Below are 16,585 nucleotides of genomic sequence, written 5' to 3'. Positions count from 1 at the left end.
AACAGACACCATTCCGGTTTTATAATAAAAAAGATTTACCATACAGGTGGTGTCCCACGTTTAGTGGTAATGATTACTACCCCATTTTTTGCAGCATCACCATATCGTTGAATTGCTTTTTCGCCTTTCAAAACCCTAACCGATTTCACATTATAATGAGGCACTTCAATATACTCTTTAACAATTTTATCATCAATAATAAATAAGGGCATTTTTTTGTCCAGCCCATATTCATGCAACGTTTCCATTAACATTTTGGTATCTTCCGAAAGATAAAACGGAACTTTTATTATGACTTTACAATCAACAAATTGTTTATTGTTTTTAGCCGGTTTCCACTCCTGCATCAGGCTTACCAACCGCAAGGCTTCTGCATCTAACCATGGATCAACGCTTTTATAAATTTGAGGTTCGAGAAGTTTTCCTCCGTCTGTAATCAGTGCCGAAACCTCCACCACTCCTTCAATAAGATTAATTCGTGCCTCTTTGGGATATTTCATATATTCATCAAAAAATCGATGAATTTTCGCTGGTTTTCCTTTAAAGGCAGGCTCCTTATCCACTTCACTTTGAACCTGTAACAACTGCCCCAAAACCGGATTAACCACCATCATTCCCATTAAGATTAAGGAAATGAAAAGAATAGATTTATTTTTCATAGCAGTAGATTTTAAAAACCGGAAACAATGAATATTAAGCATTTAAACCATCAAGGTTTGAAATATTTAATCTTCAATAATTATACCAAAAACAAGAAAAACATCATTGTTCTTCTTTATGGAAATAGAGAGTTTTGACCTTTCAAAAAACGTCAACATAAATTGTGATAAATAAGCATTATGCAAGCCGATACGAAAAACCTCATAAAATTACATTTAATCGTATTCATCTATGGATTTACAGCAATCCTTGGTAAACTCATTACATTAGATGCCATCCTTCTGGTATGGTACCGTATGTTTATTGCTTTTATCGCGATAGGATGCCTACTTATTATGCAAAAAAAAAGCATGAGAATAGAGCGATCTGCCATCCTACGTCTTGGAGGCATAGGTTTAATAGTTGCCTTACACTGGATAACTTTCTTTTATTCCGTAAAAGTGAGCACTATCTCTGTTGCTTTGGGGTGTTTAGCATCTACAACACTATTTACCAGTTTTCTGGAACCTATCTTTACCAAACGTAGATTAATTTTATTGGAAGTAATTACCGGATTCATTATCATTTTAGGACTTTATACCATTTTCCGATTTGAGCCCGGCCATATCAAAGGCATAGTGTTTGCTTTAACCTCTGCTTTCCTGGCGGGATTATTTACCGTATTAAATAAATTGATGATTTCCAAGAACCGCCCCATGCTTATCAGTTTTTATGAAATGGGAAGTGGTTTTATAGGAATCACCATATTTCTGTGGATTAACGGAACCTTTAACTTGAGTTTGCAGTTTCCAACAGGAAGCGATTGGCTTTACCTATCACTCTTAGGCATTGTGTGTACAGCTTATGCCTTTGCAGCAAGTGTGAAAGTGATGGAAACCTTGTCGGCCTATACCGTAGTTTTAACCATAAATCTTGAACCAATTTACGGGATTTTACTGGCCTTTGCCATATTTGGCGAAACAGAATTGATGTCGGGAGGCTTTTACCTCGGAACTATAATAATTCTTTTGGCTGTTTTTCTATACCCTATTATAAGTCGTAAACTCACGGCATTAAAATAAGTTTAAACCGCAAGCAATATCCCGGGATATTTTCTTCAGGTAAACTTTGCTATTGGTCATCAGCTCTTCGATTGATTTATTAAATCTGTCGAGTGTATATATTTCATCAAATACGGGTGTTGAAACATTGGCACGACCAGCAATAGCAACAATTTTCTTTCCATATTTGCGGGCCAACATAGCCAGTTGTCCAGTACCTTTCCCCATAAAAGTCTGATCATCAATATGCCCCTCACCTGTAATGATTAAATCTGCATCTTTTATATGCGCTTCAAGATTCATCTGCCTTGACAACCATTCAAACCCATTACATATTTTAGCATGACCAATCAAAATCAAAGGAAGGGCAGCTCCTCCGGCCGCTCCGACACCGCTGACCTGAAGTGTGGAAAGTCCTCTTTCAGGATCAAGCATCAGGGCCCATCTCCGAACCCTTTCTTCTAGCAGAGGAACCTCCTCTACTCTAAGCCCTTTTTGAGGTCCAAAAATTCGAAAAGCCCCTGCCGTACCTATTAAAGGATTAACGACATCTGCCAATACAGTCCACTTTACTTGTTCCAAAAATTGCCGAGCAAACTTCAATTCAACACGTGAATAACCATATAAATGATTATGTCTTATGGAACAAACATTTCCATAAAAATCAAAAAACAGGCATCCCAATGCTTCCATTAACCCGGTTCCGGCATCTACTGTAGCACTTCCTCCTAAGGTGAGAATAATCTCTTTTGCGCCCTCTTCTATAGCTTTTCTTATTTGTATGCCAGTCCCATAGGTAGAAGCTTTTCGAGGGTTCTTTTGCTCTAAACCAGCTATTCCGGAAGCTTCAGCTAACTCAATAACAGCAGTAGAACCATCATTAAAACTTCCTCTTTTGGCCCAAACATCCTGTCCTAATGCATTAGGAACCTCATCTATTATTAGTTGACCTTTCCAAAACCGAGAAATAACCTGTAAAGTACCTTCTCCACCATCTGCCAAAGGAAATAACCTGCACCCTATGTTTGGAACAACTTCCCTGAGGCCGTCCCTTATGGCTTCTGCCGCGTCAAAAGCAGATATACTTCCTTTAAATGAATCAGGAGCAATTAAAACTTTCACGGCTACCGGATTAAGTTTCGGGCTTTTAATAATCGATGCATGGCTTCTTCAATGACTGGACGAGGTGATGCAATATTTAAACGCTGGAACCCTTGCCCCTGTGTACCAAAGGTAGGACCATCATTTAAACCCAATCGAGCCTTTTCAATAATAAATTTTTTCAATTGGGCAGGAGAAAATCCCCATTCGGCAAAATCTAACCACATCAAAAAAGTAGCCTCGGGCCGATGCACCTTAACTTCGGACATGTTATTTTTTACAAACGCCAAAACATAATTTATATTTTCCTGAAGGTATTTTAAAAGTTCCTCTAACCAAGGTTCACCATATTTGTAAGCCACTTTTAACGCCTCAGCCCCAAACATATTACCAATGAACAAATGATAGGCTTGCAACTTTCGACGCATCATTCTCAGTAAGCGGGGATTGGATGTAATGAAATAAGCCGTATTTAGCCCTGCAATATTAAAGGTTTTACTGGGAGACATACAGGTAATGGTATTGTTAGCAACTTCTTCACTTATAGAAGCCATAGGAATATGGGAAAACCCGGGTAAAACTAAGTCAGCATGAATTTCATCTGAAACAATCAAGACGTTATTTTTCAAACAAATTTCTCCGGCAGTTTTTAACTCTTCCCGGGTCCATGCTCTTCCTACCGGATTGTGAGGATTACAAAAAATGAACATTTTCACATCCGGATCGGAAGTTACTTGATCCAAATGGTCAAAGTCCATGCGATAACCATCAGGTGTATTCAGCAAGGGATTTTCTTTTATCACCCTTTTATGGTCCTTAATAACATCGAAAAAAGGTGAATAGACAGGAGGCTGAATAACAATTTTTTCACCTTGTTCAGTAAAAGCTAATACCGTTAGTATTAATGTAGGAACTACCCCGGGTGATGCCTCTACCCATTCATGCTTAATATCCCAATTATGCTTTTTCTTAACCCACTCTACAATAGCATTAAAAAACTCTTCATCTCGGGTGGTATAACCAAAAATGGGATGTTCCATCCTCTTGCGTATGGCCTTTACAATTTCGTCAGATACCGCAAAATCCATATCGGCAACCCATAAAGGCAAAACATCATTGGTTCCAAAGAGCCGCTCACGAAACTCCAGTTTTAGTGCATTGGTCCCTTCCCGATTAATAACTTTGTCAAAATCCATTACAATTACTTTTTCAATTTGATTCATAAAAAAACATCCGAAGCTTGCGCTTCGGATGCTAAAATAAAAAATCAAATAATCTCAAAACATGATACAAAACAGACTTTGTTTTTTACAAAAACACTATTAAGCATGTTTAAGAATTACTCAGTAGTTGGTTCCTTTATTGTAATGTTAAAACTATCTTCTTCTTTGTTTCCTGCAGCATCAAATACTTTAATGGTGAAAGTGTATTCACCGGGAGTAGCATTTTCAATAGTAGTTTCGAAAGGATCCTCATTTGTAAATGTATGTTCTGTCCCTGATAAAGAATATGATTTTTCATCATTAAATTCGACCAGATCATCTGTACTCTTCAATGAGGAAGCGCTTTTATCATTATAGGATACAGAAACATAACAACTATCCAATTCTTTATTATCTTTCAGAGTGCCGTTTAAAAGAATAGAAGCTGTGCCGTTATTTTCGAACTCATCCCCTGCCTTGGGTGTGGTAAGTGAAATGGTAGGCTTTTCTTTATCAACGTCTTCTACCGGATCAGGATCTGGTTCAGGATCGGGATCATCATCCCCGCCGCAGGCAACAAAAGTAAAAGTGGATAAAGCGGTAATCAGCAAAAAGTAAAGGAAATTTTTTTTCATAAATTTCATTTTAACAAAACTTTTGAATTAGACATTTTATATTTATTGCCGTATAGAAAAGTTGGCATTTCAAAAATAGCAAGTTGGATTGATTTTCCAATTTTTTAAATCCGCAAAATTATCATTGATAAAAAAGTTATAATCAATAATAATTTCTGTATTCCCGGTATACTTTTTCAATACCCTCATTTAATTTTATGGAAGCCTTAAATCCAAGATTATTAAGCCGACTAACATCCAATAGTTTTTGAAAAGTGCCATCAGGCTTGGTCGCATCCCAGGTAATCTTACCACTAAAACCGGTTACTTCCTGAACAATTCCGGCCAATTCGGCAATGGATAAATCTTCTCCTACACCAATATTAATATGCGTATTTCTAACTTCGTCCAGCCCTCTTTCCTTAACAATATCCTCAAAATTCACCTCCTTCATAAGATAAACACAGGCCTTTGCCAAATCGTCGGAATGTAAAAATTCACGCCTTGGTTTACCGCTTCCCCAAAGTCTTAATTCCACCTCGCCGTTGCCAGAATAAAAAATTCCAAACTGCTCAAGCTCATCAATCAAATATTCATCGCTCTTGTTAACGTCAACTCCTTCTACGGGATTCTTTCTGAAATCGTTGCGAATATTTTCAAAATCTTTTTCTTTTAACAATTTGGCTAAATGCATCTTCCGAATCATCGCAGGAAGGACGTGCGAACCCATCAAATTATAATTATCATTAGGGCCGTAAAGATTGGTAGGCATAACCGAGATATAGTTGGTGCCATATTGAAGATTATAGGCCTCGCACATTTTCATGCCGGCTATTTTGGCAATGGCATATGGCTCATTAGTATATTCCAGCACATCTGTCAAAAGATACTCTTCCTTCATCGGTTGCGGGCAGTTCCGGGGGTAAATACAAGAACTGCCCAAAAACAGCAGTTTTTTTACCCCACTTTTCCAGGAAAAGTGAATGATATTATTTTGAATCTGAATATTCTCATAAATAAAATCAGCACGATAGGTATTATTTGCCATAATACCACCCACTTTTGCAGCCGCCAAAAAAACGTATTCAGGTTTTTCTGTCTCGAAAAAACGTTCAACGGCTTTTTGATCCAACAAATTTAGTTCACTTCTACTTTTTAATATTAAATGATTAAATCCCTGTCTTTTTAATTCCCGTGTGATGGCTGAACCAACTAAACCTCGATGACCTGCAACAAATATTTTACTATTCTTATCCATTATTCATAATAATTTAAAGTTCGGTATCCTCCATCATTCAAAAACTTATCACGTTTCATAAGTTTCAAATCTTCTTTCATCATATCTTTAACCAAAGCATTTAAGTCAAAGTTAGGCTTCCATCCAAGCTTGCTTTTGGCTTTTGATGGATCGCCTATTAACAAATCGACTTCAGTTGGTCTAAAATAACGAGGATCGACTTCGACGACACAGGCCCCTTTTTCCAATTTATATTCCGGATTATTACAGGCTACCACATACCCCTTTTCTTCGACACCTTCACCTTTAAATTCAATTTCTATTCCCACTTCAGAGAAGGCTCTCACCACAAATTCCCGTACCGATGTTGTTACGCCGGTAGCCACCACATAATCGTCGGGCTGGTCCTGTTGCAACATCAGATACATAGCCTTCACATAATCTTTTGCATGTCCCCAGTCACGCTTGGCAGATAAATTCCCCAGAAATAATTTCTGCTGTAGTCCTAATGCGATACGTGCCACCGCCCTGGTAATTTTACGAGTAACAAAAGTTTCACCGCGAATGGGGGATTCATGATTAAACAGAATACCATTACAGGCAAACATGTTATAGGCTTCACGGTAGTTAACTGTTATCCAATAACCATAAAGTTTTGCCACAGCATAAGGGGATCGAGGATAAAAAGGGGTTTTTTCGGTTTGGGGCACTTCCTGAACCAGCCCGTACAATTCGCTGGTGGATGCCTGATAAAAACGCGTTTTATTGGTTAACCCTAACAAACGAATGGCCTCTAGGAGCCTGAGGGTACCAATACCATCGGCATTGGCAGTGTATTCCGGTGTATCAAAGCTCACCTGTACATGCGACATGGCCGCCAAATTGTATATTTCATCCGGCTGTACCTCTTGAATTATCCGGATCAGATTGGTAGAATCGGTCAAATCACCATAATGAAGATAAAAATTTCTTTGCTCTACATGTGGGTCCTGATAAAGATGATCTATTCGCTCCGTATTAAAGAGTGAACTGCGACGTTTAATACCATGAACGACATAGCCCTTTTTTAAAAGATATTCAGAAAGGTAAGCGCCATCCTGTCCGGTAATTCCGGTAATTAATGCTACTTTAGACATAACTTAATATTGTTAACGTTTTTTGCTTTTTAAAAATAATAAAAATAAAAATTCTTATAATATTTGGGACAGATCATAATTATTACTTAACTGCTAAGCACAAATACTTAAACAAATCTATATTTTTTGTGAACATCTTTCAGACAGAGAATTCCAATACCAATGAATAGCTGCTTTAAGACCCTGAGCAACATCGTACTCAGGACTATAACCTAACAATTTCCTCGCTTTTTCGATTGATGCCATAGAATGCGGAACATCTCCTTTTCGCTCGGGACCATAGATAACTTCAATGTCCGCAATAGTTTCATCAAATTCGGAAAGAAGCTCTTTAAGCAAAGCTACTAACTGATTCAGTGAAGTACGCTCACCATAAGCCACATTGTAAACAGTATTTATAGCGGCCTTGTTTTCAACTGTAGCTGCCAGTTCATTAGCCTGAACAACATTAGCTATGTAGGTAAAATCCCGGGAAAAAGACCCATCCCCATTGATTACAGGTTGTTGCTTTTTAATTAATGAGCTAACAAATTTAGGAATGACCGCAGCATAGGCACCGTCGGGATCCTGTTTTGGACCAAAAACATTAAAATAACGCAACCCAATAAGTTCCATACCATATAATTTGGCAAACACATCGGCGTACAATTCATCAACATATTTGGTTATGGCATATGGGGAAAGAGGTTTGCCAATACGTTCTTCAATTTTGGGCATCACCTCACTATCACCATAAGTGGAAGAACTGGCGGCATAAACCAAACGTTTTACTCCGGCATCGCGGGCGGCCACAAGCATATTGAGGAATCCACCAACATTTACATCATTGGTAGTTATGGGGTCATTAATGGAACGAGGTACCGAACCTAAAGCCGCTTGATGAAGTACTATGTCAATATCTTTAACTGCCAACCTACAAGTATCTATATCTCTAATATCACCTTCTAACAATTCGAATGATTTGTTAGAGAGAAATTCAGCTATATTCTCCCTCTTTCCGGTAGAGAAATTATCCAAACATCTTATGTAGTTATTTTGTTGTAAAAGTTTTTCAATCAAATTTGAACCAATAAATCCAGCCCCTCCTGTTACCAAAACTTTTTTCCCTGTAATTATTCGCATATTTAGAGTTTTTGATTTTAAATATTTAAAATAAGACTTTTCCGTCTACGGTATATTTTATTGATCTTTATTTTCTTTCAACAAAACAAAAATTTAAATCTATAAATTCAAACAGATAATAAAAAGCCCATTAAATTTTATAATTGAACAATGGTAAATATCCGAAAAAAAAGCGGCCAATGACCGCTTTATTTGATAAATCTCCTAAAATATCGGACATATTTATCTTTTATTTTGCATAACTTATAGCCCGGGTTTCTCTGATAACTGTAATTTTGACTTGGCCAGGATAAGTCATTTCGGATTGAATACGTCGAGCAATATCAGCTGAGAGCTGGTCGGCTTCATGGTCGCTAACTTTTTCGCTACCAACGATGACGCGCAATTCACGTCCGGCCTGAATGGCATAGGTTTTCAATACCCCTGGATATGACAAAGCAAGGGTTTCCAAATCTTTAAGTCGTTTGATATAGGCTTCCACCACTTCTCGCCGGGCACCAGGACGGGCCCCGGAAATGGCATCGCAAACCTGTACAATAGGCGAAATCATACTTGTCATCTCTATCTCATCGTGGTGAGCACCAATAGCGTTACAGATCTCGGGTTTCTCTTTATATTTTTCAGCCAGCTTCATACCAAGGATGGCATGCGGAAGTTCGGGGTCTTCATCGCTAACTTTTCCGATATCATGCAAAAGACCTGCCCTTTTGGCTTTTTTGGCATTCAAGCCCAATTCAGAAGCCATGATAGCACAGAGATTAGCTGTTTCGCGGCTGTGTTGCAACAGGTTTTGTCCATAAGAGGAACGATACTTCATCTTACCAATAAGTTTAATCAGCTCAGGATGAAGACCGTGAATTCCGAGGTCAATGGCCGTACGTTTCCCGTTTTCAATCATCTCTTCTTCCACTTGCTTACGCACCTTATTGACAACCTCTTCGATACGAGCAGGGTGAATACGCCCATCGGTTACAAGCTGATGAAGAGCTAATCTCGCCACTTCACGCCGCATAGGGTCAAAACCGGAAAGCACGATTGCCTCAGGGGTATCATCAACAATAATTTCAACACCGGTAGCGGCCTCCAACGCTCTGATATTTCTACCTTCGCGACCAATAATACGTCCTTTAATTTCATCCGAATCAATGTGAAAGATAGTTACCGAATTTTCGATGGCTGTTTCGGTAGCTGTTCGCTGAATAGTTTGAAGAACAATACGTTTTGCCTCTTTATTGGCATTAATACGCGCCTCGTCCATTATATCATTAATATAGGACATGGCTTCAGTTTTTGCCTCTGCTTTAAGAGATTCAATAAGCATTTCTTTGGCTTCCTCGGCCGACATGCCAGAAATGGCTTCCAATTGTTCTACCTGCCGTTTATGAGCTCTTTCAAGGTCTTCGCTCTTTTTTTCAACCAGTTCCAGCTGTTGATCAAGGTTTTCACGTAAGGCATCATTCTCTTTTTTCTTTCGTTGGAATTCTTCCATCTTTTGAGAGAAGGCTGCCTCTTTTTGTTTGAGTTTATTCTCAGCAGCAATAATTTTGGCAGTACGGGCATTAATTTCTTTTTCATGCTCCGCTTTAAGTTGCAGGAATTTCTCTTTAGCCTGAAGTATTTTATCTTTTTTTATCACTTCAGCTTCAGCCTCTGCTTCACGTATTATTTTACGCGATCTGGCATCCCATGCCTTGTTAATAAGCAACCATGTCAAGCCTCCACCTGAAACAAAAGCAACAATTGCTATTACTATTTCCATTATTCCCATTACTATCTAATTTAAACTTATGAAACAAAAAAAACCGCAACTTTCTCCTGAAACATCTTTAACACCAGACAACATAATTTGTCCGATGCCATCAGGATAAAGTGCGGGTACTTAATTTCTATTTAATGCAAATATTGTTATTCTTCGCTCAAGATTGCATCCAATTTATCGTTTAAGTCTTTAACGGCATCAATTACAGGTAAATAATCTTGTTTATTTTCAAGCTCCAACAACTTAATAACATATTGCAATGAAGCCATGGCCAGAAAATCCTGGACATCCTTGTCATGATACCGTTGTTTATACTGTAAAACCTTTTCATTAATAAGACGTGCAGCCTTCCGTATTTTCTCTTCATCTTCCCTGTCAATACGTAAGGGATAATATCGGTCTGCAACATTTACGCGTATGGAAAGCTTATCATCCATTTAATGTACTTAACGATTTAAAAGTGCTATGCACTTGTCAATTTCCCGCACAATTTGGTTAATCCTGTTTTTGGTAAGCTGAATATCATCTGCCCCACTTTCGATCACCTTGGACATTTTGACCAACTCCAATTTCTTTTCCATCTCTGCTTTAGATGCCACGGCTTCTTTCAGCTGACTGGTGAGTTGCGCTACTTCATTGCGTAACATTTCGTTCTCACGCTTTACATTCAAGTATAACTCTGCCAATCGGTCAATCCGATTCCCCAATTCAGCTACCAATTCTAAATTTGGATTAACCATTGTTTTATATAATAATCTCTAATTTTTATCCCAAAACCCTCAAAGAATTTTTCACCTCAACTATATTGGTTGATTATAACTAATTTCTTCGAATTTTGTTTATATGATGCTAATATTAAATAAAAGTCCAAACTTCCCACTCAAATACAACGATTAATACCTGTTTTAGTCAATCTTTCTTTTACAATAATTTCAAAAATGTCGATTTTTAGTGGAATTTTCAAGGACAAAATTAATATTGTTTCAAAATTACCCAAAATCCCGGATAAAAAAAATCCTTGAATCAAGAAAACAAATAACATAAAGCAAAACACTCATATTTGATAAAATACTATTAATAAGGTTACACCCAATTTTGCTGTTGTCATAAAATTGCCCCAAAGCACGAAAACGTCTATATCAATTAGTTGCAAATCATATATCAGAAAACAGGCTGCCCTTATGTGTTTGGGACAGCCTGCATTTTCAGCAAACTTTTTTCAACAAGAAAATATAAAACTTGCTGTGTTTTTATAAAATTCTTCAATAATTAATGGTGAAATTAATACCTCCTTTAATCCATCGGCCGGGTCTAACAAGTTCGCCTACATCATAATATTGATTATCAAACAAATTAGATGCCTCCGCAAAAATTATCCAACCTTTCTTTTTCCACATGAGGCGCACATCCGTTAACCAAAAAGGGTCATAATTTACCTTAACATTATCTGATGACCGGAAAAAGCCGCCTACCCGATCCTGAAATAATATGTTCCAATGTGCAGAGAAGGTTCGAAAAATTTTATGATCAACGCCTATATTTAATTTATGAGCTAAATGATTGAGGACATAAACCGACTCATAACCTTCCTGTGCTTTTTTATCCTGGTCGAGCCAGGCATAATTTACTTCAATTTTATCCAAAACCGGCAAATTCAATGTAGCGGTCAAGAAGGTTGCTCCAACCTCTACACCTATGGCATTTATTTTATTCACATTTGAGGTGGTATAAACATCTTCATCGCTTTTTCGTCCCCAATCAATCAAATTAGTCCCTTTCCTGTAAAAACCACTGATATGCCCTGAAAAGAAAGCGTTCACAAACCGGAAACCGCTTTCAATAGTTGTAGCTTCTTCGGGCTCTAGGTCGGGATTTCCTTTATTGGTTGGTCCTTCATAAAAGAGGTCGGTAAAGGTGGGCATACGCAAGGCTTGATTGTAACTGGCCATCCATTTAAGATGAGAAGAAAACCAGTAGCTGATATCCAAACCGGGGAACCATTTCAAACGGTAGTCGAGGCCCGAATTAAAATTTGCCATTACGCCCCCGGACACAGAAAGATTACCTGCCTTTATGTTATGCTCAATAAATACCGATGCATTAGACCTATTATAACTTTTAGTAAACAGAGCACCCGATTCGCCGGGAACATCCAACGGCTCATCAAGGTCATAACCTATGTTATTACTCCATATATTTTCAGAACGGACTTCTCCTCCTAAAGAAGTTTTACCCAAAGTCCATGGAATAACAGTATTGACACTTGCCCCAAAAACGTCGGTCATATGGTAATTGTGTCCGGCATACCAATCGGCTGCATCTTTGCCATCTCGGAAAAGTTCGAACCTGTCGTGATGCCGTCGCCAATAAATAGCAGGTTTTACCTGAATTGTTTTTCCGGTTTGGAATCCAAGAGAAGAAAAGAGGGTACGCGTCTTTTCAAATTGATTGGGATAAAGGGATGTGTAAAAAGAATTAGCCCCAAAGGCCTTTTCTGTGTATCCGGTTTGAAAATTTAGGCTTTCGTGGCCCTTTTGAAAGCGAAACTGATAAAAAAGATTAAGAATGTCAAAATCTGTATTATCAATATAACCATCACTGGCAGATTTATTTACCGAAAAATAAGTAGTGGTATTCCCCAGATTATGATTAACGGTAGTCCCTAAACGATATAATCCGTTTTCACCAGCCATTAGATCAGCCATTACCTTATTTCTGTCGGATGTGGCTGTAACGATATTGATGGCACCGCTAAAAGCATTAGGGCCATATACCCTGGATGCCGGTCCTTCAATAATTTCGATACGTTCGATGCTGTTCAAATCGACCGGTAAATTTAAATTATGGTGTCCGGTTTGAGGATCGGTGATATTGATACCGTTAAGCAATATCATCACCTGGTCAAAAGAGCCTCCACGAATACTCAAATCGGCCTGAATACCCAACGGACCACGCTCCTTCACATCAACATTCATTGAATACTTTAGCAACCCCTGAACACTTTGTACCGGCAGTTTTTCGATTTCGCTCCTGGGGATAACGGTAATTAATCGTCCCACCTCTGTATAAAGTGATGGTGCCCGTCGCGCCGTTACCTCTACCTCGGCCAGACTAATTTTTTTACTTATTGAATCGGTTTCAGTCCTCGCAAAAGTATTCATATACCCCAGACTGATAAAATAGGTAGCTGCCAAAACACCTATTTTTATTTCGCGGTGTAGTGTATTAAAGACCGCATAACCACGATTTTGCCAGCGTGTAAACACCAGCTTCTCTGAAAATGAAAAAAACTTTTTAATGTTCATAATTTTTAATTTTTAAAATTAAACCGCCCCAAAGATAGAAAAATCCTTTCCTATGTAAATCATCTCTAACATAATTATGATAACGATTAATTTCCCTTAATTGTCGACAAAGAATTCTTTTCTATCGTCAAATGCGACTCAATCGCATGCTCCGATGCGACTCTATCACATGCTTCGATGCGACCCAATCGCATGCTTCAATGCGACTCAATCACATGCTCCGATGCGACGTAATCGCATGCATAAAGGCGACTCTATCGCATGCCTGATGCGAATGTGTCATAAACAGTCGACTGTGTCGGCATTGAAGAAACAATTCAATCAATTTAGATTTATCAAAATTAGGGTTCTTAAAGGCGAAACAATAGATAAAAGATGTTTGGGGTAAAGAGAAATGGAAAATGATTTTTACGATTATTGTGCAACAAGATGTGTCTCATTAAAAGCAGGAACCATTGATGCATGTAAAAAATGGCCGCTCTTTATCGAGTGCTCAATGTGGATCCAAATGGCATTTTACTTCTTTTTATTAGGAAATCATAAACAATGTGTTATCAGCTAGACATCGAGCCAATTGGCTATAAATCCATCGAAAATGTTCCTGCGAATAATCCTTTCCCATGGCAGTCAGAAGTCTTCGAGACAAAGGGCCTTCTTGAATTATTTTAGAAAAAACAGAAAAATAATCAGCATTCATAACCGATTTGAGAGAAGGTAACAAAAACTGCCACAAATCGCCAGCAGAAACTTTTTTCTGAAAACACCCCCAAAATGCAGCGTAGGACGGATTCGGAATAACGGCCTTATCCGAATCGCGAATGGTAGCCAAAAATATTTCTGATAATTTGCTTTCATGCCATTTCATCTGGGCGTTGAGTGACTGAAAGTATCCTTCAGTCGTCATCTTAATTAAACTTATTACGGCCTCGACCACAGCCATGTCGGCCAGAGGCGATTCCTGGTTGTCGATGATGCGTATCTCGATGGCGCCACGGTCAAAACGAGCAATGGCGCCACGGGAATTCAGGAAATATTTATCCATCACTTTATCAGGATCGTAAGGCGTGAGATCACGTACTATGGGCTCAAAAATACGTTTTTGATAGTCCTCTTCAGAAAACACAGCTTCGGGAATAATTACCCCAGCTAAAGAAGGGATCTTATCCTGGTTATGCCGGTAGGTTTCCATCCGGCTGTCGTGGTACCCGGTAAATTTTCCATCCAGGAAAGGGGTAGAAGCCGCAATGGCGGGAATAATAGGAAGAACCATTCTCACCGCAGCATGAAGACGTTTGAATTCTTCAGCATCGAAAAACGGCAGATTAATGTGTGTACTTTGCAGATTACTCCACCCATGCCCCTTACAATTAAAAATACGATCATAAAGTCTGTAAATTTCGTTGTATTCATGGGGCCACAGATGTGTTTCACCATAGGGATTCATCCAGGGATGAGCGCCACCCGGCAAAAGCATGGCATTAAATCCGTCAAGAATACGATTGATTTCAACAACATTATCGTGAAAAAGATGATGAACATTGTCCCTTTGTTTTACCGGACCATTAGTTTTTAATTCCACCACATGGTTGACCAATTCGTTGCTCCAGGCGATGGGACCATTTTCATAATCGGCCGTGATTTCACCGGTTACCTGCCGCAATAGTTCATCGCATACGGGTAAAACATTCAGGCGCTCACGATCTACAATCATATATTCCAGCTCGATTCCGGTTACTTCAAAAAGATGGTATGGGTTCGACAGCATTCGAAAAAGGATTAATTAAATTATTGGTTTAATACGACTTGAATTACACATCTTATAGTAAAAAGCACCCTTTGGGCTCTCACATTAATGCAATGCTGAAGATTTTTTTGTTACGTCAAAAGACTTGACTTCCGTTTGGTTAAAAAGGGGCTCCTTGTTAATCTGGTCGAGCAGAAATCGGATAATTTTATTATACAGTTCTTCTTTTAGCAGACTATCTTCCACGCCGGCATCGACATTTGGATTATCGTTAATTTCAATAATATAAGGTTTACCATCAACTATCTTAATATCCACTCCGTAAAGGCCGTTTCCGATAAGCCTGGTGGCTTTAAGGGCGATGTCGATCACCTGTGGCGGTGCTTGAGAGGGCTCGAGGATGTCGAAGTTTCCTTCCACATCGGATTTTTTAGGACTATTCCAGTTGTAAATTTGCCAATGCCCGGCAGCCATGTAATATTTACATACGAACAACACCTCGTTATTAAGCACCCCTACCCTCCAATCGTATTTTGTGGGCATATATTCCTGTAAAAGCACAAGGTCAGAGGTCTTAAGCATTTCCCTCACTTTAGTCCTGAACTCTTCCCTGTTTCTAACTTTAACTACCCCTCTGGAAAAAGAAGAGTCGGGCAGTTTAAGCACACAGGGATATCCCATCTTATCGGCTTCTTTGGGATTATCGGATGACAGCACCACTGTTTTGGGTGTTGGAATTTTTGCGGTGCTAAGCAATTCAGCCAGATAAACCTTGTTGGCACATTTCAGGATGGAATCGGGGGAGTCGAGAACGGCCAGTCCTTCGCTTTGAGCTCTTCTGGCCATACAATAAGTGTAATGATTAACAGCTGTTGTTTCGCGGATAAAGAGGGCATCAAATTTTGGGATACGGTTATAGTCGTCACGTGTTATAAACTCAACGTAACAACCCAGTTTTTCGGCGGCCTCAGCAAAGGCTTCCAGCGCCCGTTTGTTAGATGGAGGAGCTACCTCTTTTGAATTGGTGAGAATGGCAAGATCATAGAGATGTTTTCCCTTACGGGCAGAATCATACCTTTTTCGGCCAAAATACTCTTTTGCAAAGGTCTGAACAAAAGGCAAATGATGTTCCGGAATTTCTTTAAAAGGAATGGTTCGGACAGAATAGATCTCCCATTTATCTCCGATATGTACAAAACGAGCACGCAAAAACGGCGCCTGAAACAATTTGTGCAGCTCTCTGGAAAGCTTCGAATATTGATTGGAAACATTCTTTCCGAAATAGATGCTCAGAATAAACTCCTTAGAACGTATCCTTTTCAAACTTTTCTGAACCAGGTCATTCAAATCTTCAGACACACTTTGTGCCAATGAGCGCTCTTTAAGGTCAAGAATATTTTTAACCGAAGGAACTACTTTGTGCCCCCTGGCTTCGGCCAAAAGTGAAACATAATACCCTCGCGATTGATAGGCATAATCGTTAGATAAATTGAATATTCTGACATTCTTTAACGTTGAAAATTTTTTATCGCTAAGGTAGCGACGCGAGGAAACAACTTCAACACCGGGGATATTCAAAAGCCAACGTGAGGGTTGGTTGACAACAATGATTTTATTCATCGTAGTTAGAATAAAATTTGAATACTTTGTCAACCTCCCTTAAGC

General features: G+C 38.8%; 14 protein-coding genes. 1 reads left to right on the top strand and 13 read right to left on the bottom strand.

Going from position 1 to position 16,585, the window contains the following annotated elements:
- Positions 1–35: 35 nt before the first annotated feature.
- Positions 36–659 (bottom strand): energy transducer TonB, encoded by a 624-nt coding sequence (locus BM130_RS12705; protein WP_010528565.1) that lies wholly within the window; start codon positions 657–659, stop codon positions 36–38.
- Positions 660–839: 180 nt separating this feature from the next.
- Here BM130_RS12705 and BM130_RS12700 point away from each other — a divergent pair, with 180 nt between their 5' ends.
- Positions 840–1,721 carry a DMT family transporter gene (locus BM130_RS12700; RefSeq protein WP_010528566.1) on the top strand — a complete coding sequence of 294 codons (882 nt, stop codon included), beginning with the start codon at positions 840–842 and terminating at the stop codon, positions 1,719–1,721.
- Here BM130_RS12700 and BM130_RS12695 read toward each other — a convergent pair.
- The 12 genes from BM130_RS12695 to BM130_RS12640 form a co-directional block, all read right to left on the bottom strand.
- The gene (locus BM130_RS12695; protein WP_010528567.1) at positions 1,713–2,822 is read right to left on the bottom strand and encodes a glycerate kinase family protein; all 1,110 of its coding nucleotides are present in this window, start codon (positions 2,820–2,822) and stop codon (positions 1,713–1,715) included. The genes BM130_RS12700 and BM130_RS12695 overlap by 9 nt on opposite strands.
- 2 nt (positions 2,823–2,824) lie before the next feature.
- Positions 2,825–3,997, bottom strand: coding sequence for a MalY/PatB family protein (locus tag BM130_RS12690; protein WP_010528568.1), 1,173 nt, complete (start codon positions 3,995–3,997; stop codon positions 2,825–2,827).
- 143 nt (positions 3,998–4,140) lie between these two features.
- A complete protein-coding gene (locus BM130_RS12685; RefSeq protein ID WP_237706170.1) occupies positions 4,141–4,638 on the bottom strand; it encodes a DUF4625 domain-containing protein in 498 nt (165 codons plus the stop codon).
- Between the two features lie 142 nt (positions 4,639–4,780).
- Positions 4,781–5,875, bottom strand: a complete 1,095-nt coding sequence (locus BM130_RS12680; RefSeq protein WP_010528570.1) for a GDP-L-fucose synthase family protein — start codon at positions 5,873–5,875, stop codon at positions 4,781–4,783.
- Positions 5,875–6,990, bottom strand: coding sequence for a GDP-mannose 4,6-dehydratase (gene gmd / locus BM130_RS12675; RefSeq protein ID WP_010528571.1), 1,116 nt, complete (start codon positions 6,988–6,990; stop codon positions 5,875–5,877). The genes BM130_RS12680 and gmd overlap by 1 nt, the downstream gene beginning before the upstream one ends.
- A 117-nt stretch (positions 6,991–7,107) precedes the next feature.
- Positions 7,108–8,112 (bottom strand): SDR family oxidoreductase, encoded by a 1,005-nt coding sequence (locus BM130_RS12670; RefSeq protein WP_010528572.1) that lies wholly within the window; start codon positions 8,110–8,112, stop codon positions 7,108–7,110.
- A 229-nt stretch (positions 8,113–8,341) separates the two neighbouring features.
- A complete protein-coding gene (gene rny / locus BM130_RS12665) occupies positions 8,342–9,880 on the bottom strand; it encodes a ribonuclease Y (protein WP_081474956.1) in 1,539 nt (512 codons plus the stop codon).
- 137 nt (positions 9,881–10,017) lie between these two features.
- A complete protein-coding gene (locus BM130_RS12660; RefSeq protein ID WP_010528574.1) occupies positions 10,018–10,308 on the bottom strand; it encodes a cell division protein ZapA in 291 nt (96 codons plus the stop codon).
- 9 nt (positions 10,309–10,317) lie between these two features.
- The gene (locus BM130_RS12655) at positions 10,318–10,611 is read right to left on the bottom strand and encodes a hypothetical protein (RefSeq protein WP_010528575.1); all 294 of its coding nucleotides are present in this window, start codon (positions 10,609–10,611) and stop codon (positions 10,318–10,320) included.
- A 522-nt stretch (positions 10,612–11,133) separates the two neighbouring features.
- Positions 11,134–13,176, bottom strand: a complete 2,043-nt coding sequence (locus BM130_RS12650) for a TonB-dependent receptor (RefSeq protein ID WP_010528576.1) — start codon at positions 13,174–13,176, stop codon at positions 11,134–11,136.
- 529 nt (positions 13,177–13,705) lie between these two features.
- Positions 13,706–14,941 (bottom strand): carboxylate-amine ligase, encoded by a 1,236-nt coding sequence (locus tag BM130_RS12645; RefSeq protein ID WP_010528577.1) that lies wholly within the window; start codon positions 14,939–14,941, stop codon positions 13,706–13,708.
- Positions 14,942–15,025: 84 nt separating this feature from the next.
- Positions 15,026–16,540 (bottom strand): RimK family ATP-grasp domain-containing protein, encoded by a 1,515-nt coding sequence (locus BM130_RS12640; protein ID WP_010528578.1) that lies wholly within the window; start codon positions 16,538–16,540, stop codon positions 15,026–15,028.
- Between the last annotated feature and the right edge of the window lie 45 nt (positions 16,541–16,585).

This window comes from Thermophagus xiamenensis (genome assembly GCF_900112795.1).
GTDB lineage: Bacteria > Bacteroidota > Bacteroidia > Bacteroidales > Marinilabiliaceae > Thermophagus > Thermophagus xiamenensis.
This window is presented reverse-complemented; position numbering and strand designations above follow the sequence as displayed.

Excerpts from the sequence above, each read along its gene's own strand:
- BM130_RS12700 (WP_010528566.1), top strand. The coding sequence starts at position 840 with ATGCAAGCCGATACGAAAAACCTCATAAAATTACATTTAATCGTATTC.
- BM130_RS12670 (WP_010528572.1), bottom strand. The coding sequence starts at position 8,112 with ATGCGAATAATTACAGGGAAAAAAGTTTTGGTAACAGGAGGGGCTGGA.
- BM130_RS12680 (WP_010528570.1), bottom strand. The coding sequence starts at position 5,875 with ATGGATAAGAATAGTAAAATATTTGTTGCAGGTCATCGAGGTTTAGTT.
- BM130_RS12690 (WP_010528568.1), bottom strand. The coding sequence starts at position 3,997 with ATGGATTTTGACAAAGTTATTAATCGGGAAGGGACCAATGCACTAAAA.
- BM130_RS12650 (WP_010528576.1), bottom strand. The coding sequence starts at position 13,176 with ATGAACATTAAAAAGTTTTTTTCATTTTCAGAGAAGCTGGTGTTTACA.
- rny (WP_081474956.1), bottom strand. The coding sequence starts at position 9,880 with ATGGGAATAATGGAAATAGTAATAGCAATTGTTGCTTTTGTTTCAGGT.
- BM130_RS12645 (WP_010528577.1), bottom strand. The coding sequence starts at position 14,941 with ATGCTGTCGAACCCATACCATCTTTTTGAAGTAACCGGAATCGAGCTG.
- BM130_RS12655 (WP_010528575.1), bottom strand. The coding sequence starts at position 10,611 with ATGGTTAATCCAAATTTAGAATTGGTAGCTGAATTGGGGAATCGGATT.
- BM130_RS12660 (WP_010528574.1), bottom strand. The coding sequence starts at position 10,308 with ATGGATGATAAGCTTTCCATACGCGTAAATGTTGCAGACCGATATTAT.
- BM130_RS12705 (WP_010528565.1), bottom strand. The coding sequence starts at position 659 with ATGAAAAATAAATCTATTCTTTTCATTTCCTTAATCTTAATGGGAATG.
- BM130_RS12640 (WP_010528578.1), bottom strand. The coding sequence starts at position 16,540 with ATGAATAAAATCATTGTTGTCAACCAACCCTCACGTTGGCTTTTGAAT.
- BM130_RS12685 (WP_237706170.1), bottom strand. The coding sequence starts at position 4,638 with ATGAAAAAAAATTTCCTTTACTTTTTGCTGATTACCGCTTTATCCACT.
- gmd (WP_010528571.1), bottom strand. The coding sequence starts at position 6,990 with ATGTCTAAAGTAGCATTAATTACCGGAATTACCGGACAGGATGGCGCT.